The 18,099-nt window shown below is 59.4% G+C and carries 19 protein-coding genes and 1 tRNA gene; 11 read left to right on the forward strand and 9 right to left on the reverse strand.

Annotated features, from left to right (window positions below):
• Window position 1: 1 nt before the first annotated feature.
• Entirely contained in the window at window positions 2-436 is a 435-nt protein-coding gene (locus tag FHP24_RS15930; protein WP_139677213.1) for a DUF1810 domain-containing protein, read from the reverse strand.
• A 98-nt stretch (window positions 437-534) separates the two neighbouring features.
• Here FHP24_RS15930 and FHP24_RS15935 point away from each other — a divergent pair, with 98 nt between their 5' ends.
• The 5 genes from FHP24_RS15935 (at window position 535) to FHP24_RS15955 (ending at window position 4,587) form a co-directional block, all read left to right on the forward strand.
• Complete coding sequence (locus FHP24_RS15935) at window positions 535-1,656, forward strand: mechanosensitive ion channel family protein (RefSeq protein ID WP_139677214.1); 1,122 nt, start codon at window positions 535-537, stop codon at window positions 1,654-1,656.
• Window positions 1,657-1,791: 135 nt separating this feature from the next.
• Window positions 1,792-2,988 carry a tRNA 2-thiouridine(34) synthase MnmA gene (mnmA, locus tag FHP24_RS15940; protein ID WP_139677215.1) on the forward strand — a complete coding sequence of 399 codons (1,197 nt, stop codon included), beginning with the start codon at window positions 1,792-1,794 and terminating at the stop codon, window positions 2,986-2,988.
• Between the two features lie 156 nt (window positions 2,989-3,144).
• Window positions 3,145-3,221 (forward strand) — tRNA-Met (locus FHP24_RS15945).
• Window positions 3,222-3,279: 58 nt separating this feature from the next.
• Entirely contained in the window at window positions 3,280-3,948 is a 669-nt protein-coding gene (locus FHP24_RS15950; protein WP_139677589.1) for a pseudouridine synthase, read from the forward strand.
• A gap of 12 nt (window positions 3,949-3,960) precedes the next feature.
• On the forward strand, window positions 3,961-4,587 hold the full coding sequence (locus FHP24_RS15955) for a class I SAM-dependent methyltransferase (RefSeq protein WP_139677216.1): 627 nt from the start codon (window positions 3,961-3,963) through the stop codon (window positions 4,585-4,587).
• 42 nt (window positions 4,588-4,629) lie between these two features.
• Here the strand turns inward: FHP24_RS15955 and FHP24_RS15960 are convergent, their stop codons facing one another.
• The gene (locus tag FHP24_RS15960; RefSeq protein ID WP_394344631.1) at window positions 4,630-5,991 is read right to left on the reverse strand and encodes an amidase; all 1,362 of its coding nucleotides are present in this window, start codon (window positions 5,989-5,991) and stop codon (window positions 4,630-4,632) included.
• Window positions 5,992-6,165: 174 nt separating this feature from the next.
• On the opposite strand from FHP24_RS15960, the gene FHP24_RS15965 reads away from it, so the two are divergent.
• Together FHP24_RS15965 and FHP24_RS15970 are read left to right on the forward strand one after the other, a co-directional pair.
• Window positions 6,166-6,462 carry a hypothetical protein gene (locus tag FHP24_RS15965; RefSeq protein ID WP_139677217.1) on the forward strand — a complete coding sequence of 99 codons (297 nt, stop codon included), beginning with the start codon at window positions 6,166-6,168 and terminating at the stop codon, window positions 6,460-6,462.
• A 138-nt stretch (window positions 6,463-6,600) separates the two neighbouring features.
• Window positions 6,601-7,005: a DUF983 domain-containing protein gene (locus tag FHP24_RS15970; protein WP_139677218.1), complete on the forward strand. Its 405-nt coding sequence runs from the start codon at window positions 6,601-6,603 to the stop codon at window positions 7,003-7,005.
• 448 nt (window positions 7,006-7,453) lie between these two features.
• Here FHP24_RS15970 and treY read toward each other — a convergent pair whose 3' ends face one another.
• From treY to FHP24_RS15995, 5 genes are all read right to left on the reverse strand, one after another.
• Window positions 7,454-9,991, reverse strand: coding sequence for a malto-oligosyltrehalose synthase (treY, locus tag FHP24_RS15975; RefSeq protein WP_139677219.1), 2,538 nt, complete (start codon window positions 9,989-9,991; stop codon window positions 7,454-7,456).
• Between the two features lie 8 nt (window positions 9,992-9,999).
• Window positions 10,000-11,814, reverse strand: coding sequence for a malto-oligosyltrehalose trehalohydrolase (treZ, locus tag FHP24_RS15980; RefSeq protein WP_246091778.1), 1,815 nt, complete (start codon window positions 11,812-11,814; stop codon window positions 10,000-10,002).
• A 97-nt stretch (window positions 11,815-11,911) separates the two neighbouring features.
• Window positions 11,912-12,613 carry a metallophosphoesterase family protein gene (locus tag FHP24_RS15985; RefSeq protein ID WP_246091808.1) on the reverse strand — a complete coding sequence of 234 codons (702 nt, stop codon included), beginning with the start codon at window positions 12,611-12,613 and terminating at the stop codon, window positions 11,912-11,914.
• 71 nt (window positions 12,614-12,684) lie between these two features.
• Window positions 12,685-13,479, reverse strand: a complete 795-nt coding sequence (locus FHP24_RS15990) for a nucleotidyltransferase family protein (protein ID WP_139677592.1) — start codon at window positions 13,477-13,479, stop codon at window positions 12,685-12,687.
• A gap of 165 nt (window positions 13,480-13,644) precedes the next feature.
• Window positions 13,645-13,866, reverse strand: coding sequence for a hypothetical protein (locus FHP24_RS15995; RefSeq protein WP_139677221.1), 222 nt, complete (start codon window positions 13,864-13,866; stop codon window positions 13,645-13,647).
• Between the two features lie 154 nt (window positions 13,867-14,020).
• On the opposite strand from FHP24_RS15995, the gene FHP24_RS16000 reads away from it, so the two are divergent.
• Window positions 14,021-14,209, forward strand: a complete 189-nt coding sequence (locus tag FHP24_RS16000; RefSeq protein WP_139677222.1) for a DUF3008 family protein — start codon at window positions 14,021-14,023, stop codon at window positions 14,207-14,209.
• 92 nt (window positions 14,210-14,301) lie between these two features.
• On the opposite strand, the gene hutX is transcribed toward FHP24_RS16000, so the two are convergent.
• Both hutX and FHP24_RS16010 read right to left on the reverse strand, forming a co-directional pair.
• Window positions 14,302-14,820: a heme utilization cystosolic carrier protein HutX gene (gene hutX / locus FHP24_RS16005; protein ID WP_139677223.1), complete on the reverse strand. Its 519-nt coding sequence runs from the start codon at window positions 14,818-14,820 to the stop codon at window positions 14,302-14,304.
• Window positions 14,821-14,829: 9 nt separating this feature from the next.
• Entirely contained in the window at window positions 14,830-15,177 is a 348-nt protein-coding gene (locus tag FHP24_RS16010) for an antibiotic biosynthesis monooxygenase family protein (RefSeq protein ID WP_139677224.1), read from the reverse strand.
• 162 nt (window positions 15,178-15,339) lie between these two features.
• Between FHP24_RS16010 and FHP24_RS16015 the strand changes: the two genes are divergently transcribed.
• The 3 genes from FHP24_RS16015 to FHP24_RS16025 are packed head-to-tail and all read left to right on the forward strand — an operon-like array spanning window position 15,340 to window position 18,091.
• Window positions 15,340-16,227: a heme/hemin ABC transporter substrate-binding protein gene (locus FHP24_RS16015; RefSeq protein ID WP_394344637.1), complete on the forward strand. Its 888-nt coding sequence runs from the start codon at window positions 15,340-15,342 to the stop codon at window positions 16,225-16,227.
• Window positions 16,227-17,312 carry a FecCD family ABC transporter permease gene (locus FHP24_RS16020; protein WP_139677226.1) on the forward strand — a complete coding sequence of 362 codons (1,086 nt, stop codon included), beginning with the start codon at window positions 16,227-16,229 and terminating at the stop codon, window positions 17,310-17,312. The genes FHP24_RS16015 and FHP24_RS16020 overlap by 1 nt, the downstream gene beginning before the upstream one ends.
• Window positions 17,309-18,091, forward strand: a complete 783-nt coding sequence (locus FHP24_RS16025) for a heme ABC transporter ATP-binding protein (protein ID WP_139677227.1) — start codon at window positions 17,309-17,311, stop codon at window positions 18,089-18,091. The genes FHP24_RS16020 and FHP24_RS16025 overlap by 4 nt, the downstream gene beginning before the upstream one ends.
• Window positions 18,092-18,099: the final 8 nt, after the last annotated feature.

Below are 18,099 nucleotides of genomic sequence, written 5' to 3' on the forward strand. Positions count from 1 at the left end.
CTTATATGTTGAGGAGTTCGGCGGTCTTGCCGTCGTGCTCCCCGTTGTAGAAAATGTGAAGGGCTCGCTCGTAAGGTGAGCCCTTTTCGCTGACCAGATGAAAAAGGGTCATCGAGCTCCTGAATTTCATATCGTCCGTCGCACCGAGAATCTCGCCTGCACCGCGACCTTCGTGTGCCAGCATGGCTGAGGTGCATTCTCCAAGCCGCCAGCCGAGGAGGGGATGATCGAGATAGGCCACGGCTTCCGCCCGCGAGCGTATGGCGAAGCGCTGCGATGTGGCGGATTCACCCAGGCCGCTGATCTGCGGGAAGATATACCACATCCAATGGCTTCGCTTCTGCCCGTCACGCAGTTCCGCGATCACCTGATTGTAGATGGAGGCCTGTGCCTCGACAAAACGGGTCAGGTCAAAAGGGATAAACTGATCATTCATGAATTGCTCCTCACCCCAATTATGGCATGAAGTCGGAGAAAGATGATATTTTTGCGGCCGCACTTTTTTATGCTGCGCTGCACCCTAACTGAACGGCGATGGACCAGTTTATCGCAGAGTTCCGCCAATACACAGATTGGCTGCCAAACTGGATGGTGAGCCTCGGCGTTCTGGCCGTTGCCATCCTGATCGGTCTTGCCATTCACCGTCTGGCATTCCGTATTCTGACGCGCGTTGTCGAGAACAAGGATCTGTTCTGGCGCTCCATCGTGTCGAGGGGAAAACGGCCGCTGCGGCTCGCCATTCTCACATTCACGCTGTCCTTTGCCGCTTCAGTCGCGCCGCTTGCTGCGCGTCCGGCGGAAATCATTCGCCATATTCTGCTGATCGCGTTCATCCTCGTCCTCGGCTGGTCGACAAAGGCGGCGCTGCATATCTGGATGACCGTCTATCTGCGGCGCTTCAAGCTGGATGCGGAAGACAATCTGCTTGCCCGCACCCATGTCACCCAGTCACGGATTGCCGAACGCATTGCGGGCGCGATGATCGTTGTGCTGACCGTTGCCGCGATGCTGATGACGTTTCCGGCAGTGCAGCAATATGGTGTCAGCGTGCTGGCATCGGCAGGCGTGGCCGGTATCGTTCTCGGCCTGGCCCTGCAGCCGATGTTGAAAAACATATTTGCCGGTATCCAGCTTGCGATCACCCAGCCGATCCGCATCGACGATGCGCTGATTGTTGAAGGCGAGTGGGGCAATGTCGAGGAAATCACGGCAACCTATGTCGTGGTCAAGCTTTGGGACTGGCGGCGAATGATCCTGCCGCTTTCGTACTTCATCGAGAACCCTTTCCAGAACTGGACACGCGAAAGCTCGGCTCTGATCGGCACGGTGATGATCTATCTCGACTACACGATCCCTGTATCGGTGGTGCGCAAGAAGGTTGAGGAGATCGTCGCAGCATCGCCTTTATGGGACAGGCGTGTGGTGGCGGTGCAGGTGACGGATTTCCGCGAAAACGTCATGGAAATACGGATTCTCGCATCCTCAAGCAGCGCGCCGAAGGTGTTCGACATTCGTTGCGAGGTGCGTGAAAAACTGGTCGAGTTCGTTCAGCGGGAATATCCACAGGCGCTGCCGAAGGTGCGCACCGATCGCCATCTCGACGGCAACGGCGCAGCCGTGGTCGGCGCTGCGCAGCACTCGGCGTTGCAGTCCTGATGCGGGGATGCTTGCATGCGGTAAGAATAGTTTCTATATCCGCTCGACATTGCCCGGCCGGCGGACGATCCCGCCTCGGGCGCAACATGCCGCTGATCGCGTCAGGGCATCAGACATTGCAGCGAGAGTTGTCCCGTGAATACGCTGGATTTTGACAAGAAGCCGGAAGATACGCGCGTTGTCGTCGCCATGTCGGGCGGCGTGGATTCCTCTGTCGTGGCCGGGCTTTTGAAGCAACAGGGCTACGACGTTCTGGGTATCACGCTGCAGCTTTACGATCATGGCGCAGCGGTTCACCGCGCCGGTTCGTGCTGTGCGGGCCAGGATATCGACGATGCGCGGCGGGTTTCTGAAACGCTTGGCATTCCGCATTATGTGCTGGATTACGAAAAGCGTTTCCGCGAGACAGTGATCAATCCGTTCGCCGAAGCTTATGCGATGGGCGAAACGCCGGTTCCCTGCGTTGCCTGCAACCAGACGGTCAAGTTCGCCGATCTTCTGGCGACCGCGCGGGAGCTCGGTGCCGATGCGCTGGCGACCGGTCACTATATCCGTTCAGCCGCCAACCCGACGTCGGCAAATCCGAACCGGCGCGCGCTTTATCGCCCGATCGACAGCGATCGCGACCAGAGCTGGTTCCTGTTCGCCACGACGCAGGAGCAGATCGACTATCTGCGCTTTCCGCTCGGCGGCATGTCCAAGGCGCAGGTGAGGGAGCTTGCCGAAGAGATGGGGCTGGTTGTCGCCAAGAAGGCCGACAGCCAGGACATCTGCTTCGTGCCTGCCGGCAAATATGCCGACATCATCAACAAGGTAAAGCCGAACGCGGCGCTTGTCGGCGATATCGTGCATATGGACGGGCGCGTGCTCGGCCGGCACGAGGGTATCGTTCATTATACGATCGGCCAGCGAAAAGGCTTAGGCGTCGCGACGGGCGAGCCGCTTTACGTCGTCTACCTCGATGCGCGCTCGCGCCGTGTCATCGTCGGCCCCAAGGAAGCGCTCGATACGCACCGCGTCTACCTGCGCGACATGAACTGGATCGGTGATTCGCCGCTCGAAGACGATGCGCGCGACGGCTTTGCATGTTTCGCCAAGGTTCGCTCCACCCGTCCGCCGACGCCGGCTGTGCTGCATGTCGATGAGCGCGGTATCTATGTCGATCTCTCGATCGGCGAGGCTGGTGTCGCACCAGGACAGGCATGCGTGCTTTATTCCGCACCGGGAGCCGACGCTCGGGTTTATGGCGGCGGTTTCATCGAGCGCTCCGAGCGGGCGGAAGAGGCCGAGGTCTCGTTGAGGCAGTTGCTGGCACAGCCCGTGGCCGCTTGAGGTCAGGTATTTCCTTGCCTTGAAAGGCTTGGAAGACGCGGAAAACGAAGGTGCAAAACTCCTCCGTTTTTCTCCGTTCATATGCTTGACACTTCAGTGATACGGGCTTTATAAGCCGCACATCCAAACGGGCCGAGCCAATCGCACGGCCCTTGTGGCGGGGTAGCTCAGGTGGTTAGAGCAGCGGAATCATAATCCGCGTGTCGGGGGTTCAAGTCCCTCTCCCGCTACCATTCATCCCCAGCCTTGAGCGTGTGATCGTAATCAGCTTTCCCGGATGGCTCTATCGTGATGAATGTGCTTTCCGATGTCTCTCCCATCTACAATCCTCCGATGGACCCGTATGTCACGGTTCTTTACCGTGACCGCGATTTTCTGGTGTGCGACAAGCCGAGCGGCCTTCTTTCCGTTCCCGGACGTCATCCTGCCCTGAGCGATAGTCTTCTGACGCGCGTGCAGAAGGATTTTCCCGAAGCGCTGATCGTTCACCGGCTCGACAAGGATACATCCGGCATCGTGCTGATGTCGCTAAACCGCAAGGCGCATGCTTTTGTCGCGCAGCAGTTTGAGACGCGCACGACCAGGAAATCCTATGTTGCCGAAGTCTGGGGCAGGGTTGAGGGCGAGGAGGGGACAATCGATCTGCCTCTTGCCATCGATCCCGACAACAAGCCCCGGCACCGGGTCGATTACGAACACGGCAAGCCCGCACTGACGCGCTGGCAGGTGCTGGGTTTTGGCGAGAACAGGACGCGTCTTCGTCTGTTTCCGATGACCGGACGAACGCATCAATTACGGGTGCACATGAAATCGATGGGTCATGTTATTCTTGGCGATGAGTTTTACGCAGAGGGCGAGGCATTGGCTGCTGCGGATCGCCTGCTTCTCCATGCCGAGGAACTGACCTTCCGCAAGCCGGACGGGTCGGATGTCACGTTCACAGCCCCAACCCCGTTCTGAGACCGATCAGCCGTGCAGAAATTCGAAAAATCCGATCTGATTGTCGATTTCGTTGGCGGTGCGGTCGGTCACCGCTTCCGCTCGAACGAGGGTCGCAAGCAGGGGCTGGCGAAAGCCGTCGGCTTTTCCGGCAACAAGGCCCCGGAAGTCGTCGATGCGACGGCGGGTCTTGGCCGCGATGCGTTTCTTCTCGCCTCGCTTGGAGCACATGTCACGCTGATCGAGCGCTCCGAGGCAATGTATGCTCTGCTTGCAGAAGGGCTGAGGCAGGCTGAGGCGGAAGGCGGGCGCCATGCGGAGACGGTGGCACGGATGACGCTGATCCACGGCGATTCCTGCGCTCTGCTGCCGCAGTTGAAGCCGAAGATAGTTCTTATCGATCCCATGCATCCCCCTCGCGACAAGACCGCGCTGGTGAAGAAGGAAATGCGATTGATACGGGAGATCGTCGGTGACGACCCGGACTCCGCAGAACTGATGCGGGTCGCACTGGAGAGCGCTCAAAGCAGAGTGGTTCTGAAATGGCCGCTGCGTGCAGATCCGATGGCGGGCATTCGCAGGCCCAGCCACCAGATCGTCGGAAAAAGCACCCGCTATGATGTCTTCGTTACCGCGAAGACCACCGGAGATGTATCGTAACAACTTGCGGATCGGAGAGGTTTGGCTTCTCCGGGCAGGTCATTATCCCCTGATGACGTCTTCGTATTGAAGTGCCGTCGTCAGCAGCTTCGTATCGTCGCCGGCAACGCCTGACAGAAGGAAGCCGACCGGCATTCCGGCGTCGCCGGTGCCGCAGGGAATGGAGACGCCGCACCAGTCGAGGAAATTGCCGAAGCCGGTGTTGCGCAGCGTCTTGCCGTTGGTGGCGAAGAACAGGTCGTCATCGCCGAGCAAGGGATCGATCGCCGGTGCGACATGGGCGATGGAGGGGAAGGCCACGAGGCGTCCGGCAAGCAGCTCCTCGGTTTCCTGTGTCAGGCGGCGGCGGATGTCGAGAATGTCGATATAGTCCGACATCGTCGTCTTTTCACCGAGTCTGATACGGGCGACGACACGCGGATCGATCTCGTCGGCAATGGCGCCCGTCAGGCGTTCGCGATGCAGGGCAAAAGCTTCGGCCGTTACCAGCGCTCCACGGGCTTTGACGAGGTCGGCAATGGCATCGAATGCCGGAATGCGAATGCGTTCGATCCGGGCGCCGGCTTTTTCAAGTCGCGCGAGGGCTGCTTCGAAAGCCTCGACAACGCCGCTTTCAGCTCCGTCAAACACACCGTTTTCGGGAACCACGATATCGAGTTTCGTATCAGTATTGCGCATGACGTCAGGGCGGGTCGCGCCGCGCATGGCCGCATCCACCCAGATCGCATCCTGCACGGTTCGGCTGAGCGGCCCAAGGCAATCGAGGCTCTCTGCCAGCGGGAAGACGCCGTTCATCGAATACCGGCCGCGGCTTGCCTTGTATCCGACGATACCGTTGAAGGCCGCTGGGATGCGGATCGAGCCGCCGGTATCGGTGCCGATGGCAACCGGTACGAGGCCTGCCGCTACCGCAACTGCGGAACCGGAGGAGGAGCCGCCCGGCACACGGGGCACGTCCGTGCTTCTCGGATTGTGCGGCGTGCCGTAATGCGGGTTGATGCCGATGCCGGAAAAGGCGAACTCGCTCATGTTGGTGCGGCCGATCGCGACCATGCCGGATTGCCGTACGAGATCGACAACGGCTGCATCTTTCGTCGCCGCTGCGTTATGCGACAGAACGGTCGAGCCTGCCGTGGTCGCCAGTCCCTCTATGTCGAACAGGTCCTTCCAGGCAATCGGAATGCCGTCCAGCCAGCCGAGCGCGCGGCCTTCCGAGACACGCTTCGCGGCGGCGGCCGCTTCGCTCATCGCGCGATCCTTCAGGAGCGAGACGAAAACGGATTTGTCAGGGTGGCGATCGATGGCATCGAAGACGGCTTCGGCTATTTCGACCGGGCTCATGATGCCCGAATGGATCAACATCGACAGTTCGGCAACAGACATGCCGGAAACGGGTCTTCTCACGGATGCTTCCTTGAATGGGCTGGCTTGAATGGACTGACTTCATCGGACTGGTCGATATCCAGATTTATCCGATATCTTTCGCAAGGGTAGCGGAATTATCCGTCGGGCCCTATTTCATTGCCATACTCACCGAGAAAGATCGCGCAGCCGATCTTTGTGTTCAAGGATGACGCCATGAAACCGGCCCTTGTCTTATCCATTTTAGCCCTCGCTCTTGCTGGCTGTTCGGCCTCGGCCACAACTGTCGGCTATAATTTTAACTCGGGAGCAGGTCTCGCTCCCATACCCGGCAGCATTACCTATGGCGGCCAGCCACGTACCAGGCTGACCAAATCCCCGATAGGCAGCACGTTCTCTCATGAATTTACCAACCAGTTGGGTAGGGAGGTTCACGAAACCTACATGATCGAACCGGATCGGAGCCTGAAAATCGTCGATCGGTACGTCAAGCGCGAACGGATCTGGGACTGATCTCCAACTGAAGTTGCATTTTTGATGGATGCACCTTTTGGGATGGGCAGATTGACGCGCTACATCTTGTTGCCTTGATGATTGCTAATGTTCGGCGGTAGGCATTCTCCAGAAGATATTCGAGAGGAAGCCGGATCCATGGGACATGACGCGCACTGGCCGACACTTTCGCCCTCTACCACCGGCTTGCGTGGCCGTTGCCCCCGTTGCGGGCAGGGCCACCTATTCGACGGTTTCCTATCCATGAGGCCGAGCTGTGAAGTCTGCGGACTGGATTATGGATTTGCGGATCCTGCGGACGGGCCTGCCTTTTTCGTCATCTGTTTCGCCTGCGTGCCCAGCGTTGCGCTTGCTGTTCTGATCGAGGCGATTTACCAGCCGCCGTTCTGGATGCACCTGTTTACCTCGCTTCCCTTCCTGCTTCTGACCTGCGTGCTGCCGCTCAGGCCGCTTAAAGGCTGGCTGCTGTCCAGTCAGTATTTCGACAAGGCGGAACATGGAAAGCTCGACCGGAATTCAGGTTTGAGGCGGGATGGGCCTTAGGCCTCCGCAGCGCTTCAAATAATTTGAAAATGACCGTCAAACAGCGTGTCAATCCGGGAACCTTTTGGAGTTGTGACCGTTCACTTTTGCGACATCAAAAGGAGAACGTCATGAACAGCATCATCTGGTTGGTCGGAGCAGTCGTGATCGTCATCGCGGTTCTCAATCTCGTCGGTTTTGCTTGACCGAAGGCGACTAGCCTTGCGGTGTTTAAACCTTTTCAGGAGAGTATCATGAACAGCATTGTCTGGCTCGTCGGAGCCGTTGTCATCGTCCTCGCTATTCTTTCGTTCTTCGGTCTTCGTTGATCACACAGAACAATTGCGGCGAAACAGAAAACCGCTGGACTGTAAAGTCCGGCGGTTTCTTTATGTCGGTCTCAGAGTAGTTTCCGCGCAATTTAGGACGTGAAACCGGTTCACAGTTTTGCTGGAATTGCTCTCTCCGATCACTCAGCCGTTAAAACCGCAAATGGGTGATCTGCGAAGGCCCAGTTGACCGATGCGTCATCACCGAAGTCAAAGCTGCGGCCCGTAAATATGTCCCGGTAACGCCGTCCGCCAAGAGATGGAGGCAGGGCTACACGCGTTTCCGCCCAATGCGAGGAGCGCGATGAGTCGAGATCGTGCAGTGCTTCCAGTACAAGCCGGGGGGCAAGGACCAGAACCGCATTGCGATCATCATGGCGGGCAAAGGCGACGATGTTTTTCGCGCGGACGCCGTTGGTTTCCAGCGGAAGATATTTTCCTTCTCGGAAGAGGTTTGGCAGATCCCTGCGAAGTTTTGAGATCGCACCGATCACCTGCTGCTTCAGGCGACCACTCAGCCATTCGTCCTCGTCGATGGAGTTGAGCTTTCCGCCCGCCGAAAACTGTCCCGCCAGTGCCTCGAAATCCGGTTCCCGGCGGTTGTCGGGATCGACCAGCGACAGATCGCTTGTTTCGCTCCCCTGATAGATGTCCGGCACGCCAGGTGCGGTCAGTTTGATCAGTGTCTGGGTGATGGAATTGACGCTGCCGGCGCGGGTGAAGGGGCGAAGGGTGGCGGTGAAATCGCCGAGAAAGTCCTGGTTGTCATGCGAGAGCATCGTGTGAATGTAGTCGTGCACAGCCGCTTCGTAGTCCGCATTTCCATCCGCCCAGTTCGTCCGGAGTTTCGCCTCGCGAATCGCCTTTTCGGCGAAGGCCTGAAAACGCTCCTCCAGCAGCGCAAGGCCTTCGGCATCGCCGGGCGAAAGGTCGGATGGCCAGACGCCGGCAAGCGCCTGGTACAACATCCATTCCACCGCCGGTTCCGGCGCGGGGCCATCGTCAAGCTGCTTTACGGCGGCACTGTTTGTCCGCCGCCAGCGCTCGACGGCATCTGCCCAGACCTGCGGCGCCTCGCTCAATGCATGAAGCCTTGCGCGGGCGTCTTCTCCACGTTTCGTATCGTGCGTGGACGTGCTGGAGATGGCGTCCGGCTGCAGCTTCTGTCGTTCGATCATCTGTGCATGGAAACGGTCGAGCGAAAAATCCCGCGACAAAGGTTCCGCACCGACCTCGTTCAGCGCGATCAAGGCGTGGTGGCGGAAGAACAGCGTGTCCTCGACCGACTTTGCCATCAGCGGCCCGGTGAGCTGCTGGAAGCGGGTACGGAATGTCGATGCCTTGTCCGAGAGTGCGGTCGGAACGTCTCCGTTCAGGATGCTCGTCAGGAAGGGCAGGGCGGTGAGATCTGCGGGTGACGGGGATCGCTTTATGTGAGCGATGACTTTTTCCAGCATCTGCCGGCCTTCGGGCGGCATACCGGCTTGGGTTCCGTAGGTGCGATAGACGGGGAAGGTGACGAGCAACTCCCGCAGCCCCGCCTTGATCGTTTCGGGCGAGAGGGATGTGGTGTCCGGCAGTTCCTCATGTATCGATTCAGCAAGCTTGACGAGGGTGGCAAGTTCGCCGGCGAAGTTGTTGTCCGCCATCAGCAATTTGGCGGCGCGCAGCTCCTTTTCCATATCCGGAACGGTGCCGATCACGGCTGCATAAGCGGCATCGAGCTGGCTCAGCTTTTCCCCGTCGACCAAAGCATCGGAAAGGGTTGCGATGAATTCGTAACCGGTCGTGCCGGAGATCGGCCAGTCGGGCGAGACATCCTCACCTTCGCCGAGGATCTTTTCGACCGTGATGTAGCAGTCGGGGCCGGCTTCCTGCCGCAGGCGTTCGAGATAGGCCTTGGGATCGACAAGCCCGTCGACATGATCGACGCGCAGGCCATCGACAACGCCTGCGCGGACGAGATCCAAGATGAGGCGATGGGTATCATCGAACACGACGTCATCCTCGACGCGGATACCTGCGAGCCCGGTGATCTCGAAGAAGCGGCGATAGGAGAGGTCACGCGGCGCGTCCCGCCAGGATGTCAGCCGATAGGATTGCCGGTCGTGAAGTTCGGCGATGGCTGCTCTGTCGGTAAGCTGCAGAACTTCCGACTCGCTTCCCACATAGGTTTCCGGGTTGAGGGGATAGAAAGTTTCGTAATAGGCCAGCGCCGGCTTTCCGGTCCTCGGGTGCGGCTTTACCGAAATTTCGTCGGCCTCGAGCACCTTTTCGAACGTATCGCCAAGGAATGGCAGGGTGAGGCGCCGGGACCAGTCGATGTCGAAATGGCGAGCATAGCCGCTGTTTTCGCCATGCTCGACCACATCCCGCCACCATGGGTTTTCAAGCGAGGCGGCCATGTGGTTCGGCACGATGTCGAGGATCAGGCCCAGGCCTTCGGCCTTGAGCGTCGCCACCATGCGATCGAAACCTGCACGGCCGTCGATCGCGGGGTCGATCTCGTTGGCGTCAGTGACGTCATAACCGTGGGTCGAACCGGTCGTGGCGGTGAAGACCGGCGAGGCATAGAGATGACTGATTCCGAGGCGCTTCAAATAGGGCACTAGGCTGGCTGCGCGGTCGAAGGTCATGCCATTGCGGAACTGGATGCGGTAGGTGGCGGTCGGGATCATGCGGCGGCTCACAGGGCTTCGAAGCTGACAAGGATGGAATTGGGCGTAAGTTCGGTCACCCGGTCCGGATGATCTTTTTTCGGCCAGGCGTAGAACGCTCTGCCCTGCATGTCGGGGACAGCTTTTGCCGTCTCACCGATATTGATCACCAGTGCGAGCCTGCCCTTCGGGAATTGCCAGGAGACGGCGAGAAACCCTTTATCAGTCTCTATCACCTTGCCGGTGCCGCCGGGCGCGGATCCGAGCAGCGGCACAACGATCTTGCTTCTCTGGCTCAGGAGATCCCTGGTGAAGTCGAGCCAGTCGCGGTTCTCTGCAGACTTCAGCTTGCCCCAATCAAGTCTGGATGCTTCGAACGTCTTTTTCGCATTCGGATCCGGTACCGTTTCGCCTTCGTGGCCGGCATGGCCCTCGAATTCCCTTGCCCGGCCCTCACGCACGGCCCTGGCCAGATCGCCGTGGAAATCGGTGAAGAACAGGAACGGGTTCGTCTCGCCATATTCCTCGCCCATGAAGATCAGCGGGATATGCGGGGAGAACAGAAGCATTGCGAGCAGCACTTTGGTCCGGTCATCGCCGGCAAGCGAGATCAACCGTTCGCCCTCAGCGCGGTTGCCCACCTGGTCGTGGTTCTGGATGAAATCGACGAAAGCGACCGGCGGTTGTCCGGTGCTGTCCACACCACGCTTTTCGCCCGATTGGGGCGAAACTTCTCCCTGATAGGCAAAACCCTCAGCGAGGCACCGGGCGACGAGCTTTTCCGGGCTTTCGGCGAAATCCTTGTAATAGGCGTGGGTCTCGCCGGTGGCGAAAACATGAACGGCATTGTGCAGATCGTCATTCCATTCGCCGGTGAAAAGCGGCGCCGAACCGTCCTCGTCGCGGGGATGGAGGAAGGTGACGTTGCGGCAGTCTTCCGTGGTGAGGTGGATCGGGCGGTCGGTGATCTCGGTGCGTATCCGTTCGGCGATCTCGATCAGCGCGTGTTTTTCGGATGTGTCCTCGATCTGGTCGATCGCATCGAAACGCAGCCCGTCGAGATGAAATTCCTCCAGCCAGTATAGCGGCGCCTCGGTGATGTAGCTGCGCGCTGCATTGACATCATAGGCAATGCCGGCACCCCAGGGCGTCTTCCGTTCCTTGTGAAAGAAGTCGGGCGCCAGCAGCGGCAGGTAATTGCCCTCCGGCCCGAAGTGATTGAGGACAATGTCGAGAACGACGGATATGCCATGACGGTGGGCGGTATCAACGAATGCTTTGAAATCCTCGGGTGGGCCATACGTAGAATGCGGGGCATAGAGCAGCACGCCGTCATATCCCCAGCCGCGCTTGCCGCCGAACTGCGAGAGCGGCATGACCTCGATCATCGTAATGCCGAGATCCGCAAGATAGGGCAGTTTGTCTATGGCTGCGCGAAACGTGCCTTCCGGCGTAAATGTGCCGATATGGAGTTCATAGATGACGGCTTCTTCCCAGGGGCGACCCTTCCAATCGGTGTCCTGCCAATCGTAATTGGTTGGATCGATGACGAGTGAAGGGCCGTTGACGTCATCCTTCTGGGCGCGTGAGGCCGGGTCAGGCACAACCATCCCGTCGGCGAGTACGAAATTGTATTCCGTTCCTGCGGACACCCCTGTCGCAAGAAGCTCGAACCAGCCGTCGCGGCTGGCGGTCATCTCGGTGTCTTCGCCATCGAGGCGGAGCATGACCACATCTTGTCCGGGCGCCCAGAGGCGGAAGCGCACTTCGCCGACTGCAACATATTCCGCGCCCCATGTCTTTGGAAAAACACGAAACTCCGTGGCCGCGTTGTTATCCATCATGTGACCCGGTCCCCTGTTGTCAAACGAAACCGGCAAACGGAAAACGCGCCCGGTAGTTCCATACCGGCCGCGTTATTTGGAAGGCTTGAAGCCTCATTCAAAGATCCAGCAGCGCGTAGGCCTTGCCGGTCGGCTTCTGTATGTGGGAGGCGACGTTGTAGACCGGGGCTCCGCCGGGGGTTCTGCCCTCGTAGGTGCCGCGATGGGCGTGACCATGGACCACGGCCTTCACCGGGAAACGATCGATGGTTTCCGCCAGGCGCGACGAGCCGAGGAAGGGGAAAATTTCCGGGGGCTCACCCTCGACCGTCTGCTGGATCGGCGCATAATGAAGGACGACCATGGCACGTTCCGAGCGAACCTGCCGCAACGCGTTTTCGAGCCGCATCGTCTCCTCGACGCTTTCAGCCACCATCGCCTTGATCGCTGGCTCACCGAAGGAGCCGAGCATGTAACGGCCGAAACCGCCGGCAAAACCTTTGACACCGGCAAAACCGACGCCATCGATCTCGACCGCCTGGCCTTCGAGCAGATGCACGCCGGCATCCTTGATGATCGCTTTCACCTCGTCGACATGGCCGCATTCGTAATCGTGGTTGCCGAGCACGCCGACCATAGGGATGGAGCAGGAGCGTAGGTCGGCCGCCAGGATTTCGGCCTCTGCCGGTTTGCCGAGATCGGTGAGGTCACCGGTCAGCACAAGGATATCGGCTTCCTGCGATATTTCGCTGAAAAGCTCCTTGTAGGAGACCGAGCCGTGTTCCTTGACATGCAGATCGCCAACGGCGGCTATGCGCAGCGTGCCGTTGGCTTTCTTTGCCGTATTGGAATTGTCTTTATTGGAATTGTCTTTTTTATCCGGCGCCTTGGTCACGCAGGGCCTCCTTCTCTGGTTTCCTCGTCCACGCCCTCGCGAAGATCGCCTTCGCCGCCAACATCGGCGAAACCCCATTCCTTCACGTCGATCTCGAAATCGACCCGGCTGAACATCCGGCCACGACAGATCTTCATCTGCGGCAGCGGCAGTTCGCGCTGCGCCTTCAGCCGGTCGAGCAGCTCGTCCAGCAACCAGTCCGGCACCTTGTCGCGCTCGGTTGGGTAGATCCAGCGGAAGTTGAGGAGGTGGATGAGCAGCACTTCCCAGTGCACTTCCATGTGGTTGAGAAGCCGGTCCCAATCGATCTGGTCATGGGCGCGCAGGATCATATGGACGATGTCGCCGCCATCGTAACGGTGGCGCAGCTGCACGAAACATTTCGACCAGATCAGCTCGGTCGGCGCGATGATGCGCACCTTGTGGCCGTTCATCTCGATCTGGTTGGCGTTTTCGAACCAGCTCTCGCTGATCGGCATCGTGCCGTTCGAGGCCGCAAAAATGACGTCGCAAAAATGACGACCCTTCTTGATCTTGCCGAGCCAGCGATCGTCCTCAACTTCGATCTCGTAACCCTTTTCCTGGAAATGGGCGAGAATGCGGGCGTAATCGCCGGCCTTGCAGAAGATATCGAGATCCTTCGTCGGGCGGGTGATGCCCGTATAGGCGCTGATCGCGAAGGTGCCTGCCAGCAGGAATGGGATGTGGCAGGCGACCAGATCTTCGAGCGCTTCGGACACGAATGCTTCTGCATCCGCGTCGGCAAGTGTCGGGGCGGCCTTTACCTCCATCCCCGGCATCAGGTGCAGGGGATGGGTGCCGCGTTCCCTATCCGGTTCGGTCGTCGGCCCCGACTTCGTCGTCGGTATCGTGTCGGCGTCCATGGCTGCCTCCGTTCATTCGTTGCCTCAAGCAACACGCAAGACGGCAAAGAAGTTCCGCCGAGGCGTGGCCGGCTACCCCTTCTCGGGGTTGTCGGCATTTGCCATCGGGCTGGCGTGGCCATCCGGTTGATCGCCGTCTTCGCGCTGGTCGACATCCTCCAGGTCGGTCTCGACGAGATAGGTATCGATATTGCCGAGCCGTGCGGCTTCCTTCAGCGCTTCCGGGTTGGTGGTATCGCGCTGTTCGCGGTCGATGCCGCCGATCTCGCCGGTTTTCGAAGCGTTCGTGCTCATGGCCTGTTCCTTTCAGTTATCTGTCCCGTCCGGAGAAGATCTGCAGACGTCGACAGACAACCTTTCGCAGGAACGGAGGTTCCACGCTTGTCGATTGGAACGAAAAGCCATGTCAGGCGGTTGGTTTGCCAGCAACTGAATGACGGAGGCAGATATGCCGGCAAAATCGAAAGCACAGCAGAAAGCAGCAGGCGCGGCGCTCGCCGCCAAGCGCGGCGATGTCAAGAAAAGCACGCTCAAGGGCGCGTCGAAGGAAATGGAAAAGTCGATGAGCGAAAAGCAGCTGGAGGATTTTGCCTCGACCAAGCGCAAGGGCAAGCCGGAGCACGTCGCGCATCACTGATATCACGTTTTCCGGTCCGAACCCGGACTTCCCGGAAAGGCGGGTGCAGCAGCAGGCACCCGCCTTTTTCATTTTCATTCAGCCTTGAGATTTCAGCTGTATTTGGCGCGCAGGGCCTCGAATTTTGCAAGCTGCCCGGTCAGCAACTCGCGTGCTTCGTCACGCTTGACGAAAACCTTGAACATCGGTGCGCCCTTGCCATTCATGAACCAGACGGAACAGGAGCGGCGACCGTGGAATGCGCGATCGACGAATGTGATCGAGGCGCAATTGTCTTTCTTGATGTGACCACCGATTGGGCTGTCGCTGTGGATGTTGAACCATCCATGGCTTTCCGATCCGGTTGGCAGCTCGCCGTCGATTTCAGCCACGACGTCTTCCGTATGGACGAGGAAGAGCACGACGCCCCAAGTGGTCAGCTCGGTCCAGATGTCGTCGAAGCTTTCCTTAGGCGCGATGACGGCCGAGCCTTGGGGAAGGATTTCTAGGATTTCTGCGGTGGTCACGTTAGCTGCGGCCGCGATCGACTCGACGATGCCGTCGGGCTTTTCGGCCAATGCCGCCAGTGCGCGTTCGCGACGGTCCGGCGTGATTTCGGAAATAGCGTTCATGCTGAAACCTCAGGCCGCATCGGCGGCGCGAACGCCGTTCTTGTCTTCGTGGATGATGACTTCGAAGCCTTCGAAATGCGGGCCTGAAAGATATTCGATCTTGCCGCGGTTATTGCCGGCATTGGCATGAGCGGCACGGAATTGTTCCGACGTCGTCCATGCCTTGAAATGCTCGAATGTTTCCCACACGGTGTGGGATGCATAGAGGGAGTGATCCTCTGCCTTGGGACCTTTCAGCATATGGAATTCGATGTAGCCCGGCAGTTCGGCGAGGCGGCCCTGCCGGTCGCGCCAGACGGCTTCAAACGCCTCTTCATAACCCGGCACGACCCGAAAACGGTTCATTGCAATATACATCGAAAACTTCCCTCACTTAAGTTTCACTTGCCAGTCAAGATATCTGCCGGCTCTCACCTTGAAAAGCCAAAAAAACTTGCGTAGTCAACTCAAGTTATTGAGTTTTGAAGCATTGCCCAGTCTTGTTTTCCCCGGATCTGCGGCAAAGCCAAAGGGTGGATCATCATGGCTTCTCGTTCCAGGTTCGGACGTCTGTTTGCGGTAATTCTGGTTGGATCGGTGTTCGGTGCGAGTGGCGTTAGCGCCGCCGACAAGGGGAATCCCGAGGCCAAACGCATCGTTTCCATCGGTGGCACGATCACCGAAATCCTTTACGATCTCGGCGCTCAGGACCGTATCGTTGCCCGTGATTCCACCAGCTTCTATCCGGCGGATGCCAATTCCAAACCAGATGTCGGTTATATGCGCGCCCTTTCCGCAGAAGGCATTCTCGGCCAGAAGCCGGACCTGATCCTGATGGAGGAAGGCTCCGGACCGCCGCCGGTTCTGGAAATCTTCAAAGCCAGCGAAGTGCCGATGGTGGTCATCCCGACGCCGCCGGAAGCCGGCAAGATCGGCCAGAAAATCCGCGACGTGGGTGCGGCCGTCGGTCTTGCCGACAAGGCCGAGGTTCTGGCGACGAAGACCGAAGACGGATTGAAGGCGGTTGCCGCGGATGTCGCCAAGATTTCCGGGGACAAGAAAAAGGTACTGTTCGTGCTTTCGGTCTCCAACGGCCGCCTGATGGCCGGTGGTGCTGATACCGAGGCCGGCGCGATTATCGAGATGGCAGGCGGCATCAATGCGGCACCGACAATCAAGGGCTATAAGCCGTTCTCCGACGAGGCCGTGATCGCGGCAGCGCCGGATGTGATCCTTGCCATGTCCCGCGGCGATCACTCGATCACGCCGGAGGAGATGTTCGCACTTCCTTCGATGCAGACGACGCCTGCTGCGGCCAACAAGTCGCTGGTTTCGATGGATGGGCTGATGCTGCTCGGTTTCGGTCCGCGCACCCCTGAAGCGGCGCGGGCGCTTGCCGCGAAAATCTATCCGGGCGCTATCAACTGATGAAAGCGCTCGCCATGCCTTTCCGGCGCACGGGTGAGGGGGACAGAACGTCTCGGGGCGTGCTCGTGCTTTTTCTGCTCGTCATATTGCTTGTTCTGGCTTGCCTGATCTCGCTGCATGTCGGACCGACGGGTGTCGGCATTGGCGATCTGTGGGCTTATGCGACGGGCAAGGGCGATAGTCTGACGACACAGGAGCGCGTCATCCTTGAAGCCGTTCGATTGCCGCGCACGGCGCTTGGGCTGTTGGTCGGGGCAGGGCTCGCCGTTTCCGGTGCGATGATGCAAGGTCTGTTTCGCAATCCGCTGGCCGATCCCGGCATTGTCGGCGTGACGTCGGGGGCGGGGCTCGCGGCGGTGAGCGCTATCGTGCTCGGCGGAGGTGTGCTTGCACCCGTCGCACTGGCGCTGGGAAACCAGTTCCTGCCGCTGATGGCATTTTTCGGCGGTTTGCTGGTCACATGGGTTCTTTATGCGATCGCCACGCGTGACGGACGGACTTCGACCACCGCGCTGATCTTGTGCGGCATTGCCATCGGGGCGCTGGCCGGTGCCTTCATGGGCCTGCTGATCGTCATGGCGGATGACCGGCAGTTGCGCGACATCACATTCTGGAGCCTCGGTTCGCTGGGTGGCGCCACTTATGGCCGTGTATTGTCGGTTCTGCCGTTCATCGCTTTCGTCATGGCGATCATCCCGTTTGTCGCCAAGGGGCTCGACGCGCTGATTCTGGGGGATGCCGCTGCCTTTCACATGGGCATTCCGGTACAGAGGTTGAAGCGGATCGTCATAGTTGCGGTCGCCGCGGCCTGTGGCTCGACCGTAGCAGTCGCAGGAGCGATCGGTTTTGTAGGTATCGTCGTGCCGCATCTGCTTCGGCTCGCGATGGGGCCGTCCCACCGCTTCCTGCTGCCGGGTTCGGCGCTTGGCGGTGGCGCTCTGCTTCTGATCGCAGACAGTGTGGCGCGTACAGTCGCGGCACCGGCCGAACTGCCGATCGGCGTCATTACTGCCCTTTTCGGTGCACCTGTCTTCCTGTTCCTGCTGATCGGCAAGAACGGTATCGGCATGCGGGATTTGCCATGATCATTGCAGACAATGTCACAGTCAGCCGCTCGGGCCGCAAGCTGATCGACAGTATCAGCATCGATCTGAAACCCGGCCAGTTCACCGTCGTTATCGGTCCGAATGGTGCCGGCAAGTCGACGCTGATGAAGGTTCTTTCGGGCGAGATGACGCCGGATAGCGGTCTTGTCTCCTACTACGGGACGAGCGTCGATCTCTGTCAGCCAGCCAATCTGGCGAAACGCCGGGCGGTGCTGCCGCAGGCGACCCAGCTTGCCTTTCCGTTTACCGCACTTGAGATCGCCCGCATGGGGGCGGTTGCGCATGGGGCGCTCAATCCCAACGAGGAGGCGCGCAAGGCGCTGTCGCGCGTCGGACTTCGCGGCTTCGAAAGCCGGCCTTATCCTTCGATGTCCGGTGGCGAGCAGCAGCGGGTGCAATTCGCCCGCGCTCTGGCACAGGTGCCGCAGCCGGTCGTCGATGGGATCCCGCGCGCTCTGTTCCTCGATGAGCCAACGGCGAGCCTCGATCTCGGCCATCAGATATCGGTGCTGGAGACGGCGCGAGATTTCGCCTCTGCCGGCGGCATGGTGCTTGCTATCTTGCACGACCTCAATCTGGCGGCGGAATTTGCCGATCATCTGGTGGTGCTGCATCACGGCCGCGTGGTTGCCGAAGGGCCATGCCACGAGACTGTCAGCGACGAAATGATCGCTTCCGTTTATGGTATAGCCGGCGCGGTCGGACGCGTTCCGGCATCGCATATCCCCTACATTCTGCCGCAATCGCGCAATCGCTGATCGTCGCG

This window comes from Aliirhizobium smilacinae, assembly GCF_006335145.1.
Lineage (GTDB): Bacteria > Pseudomonadota > Alphaproteobacteria > Rhizobiales > Rhizobiaceae > Neorhizobium > Neorhizobium smilacinae.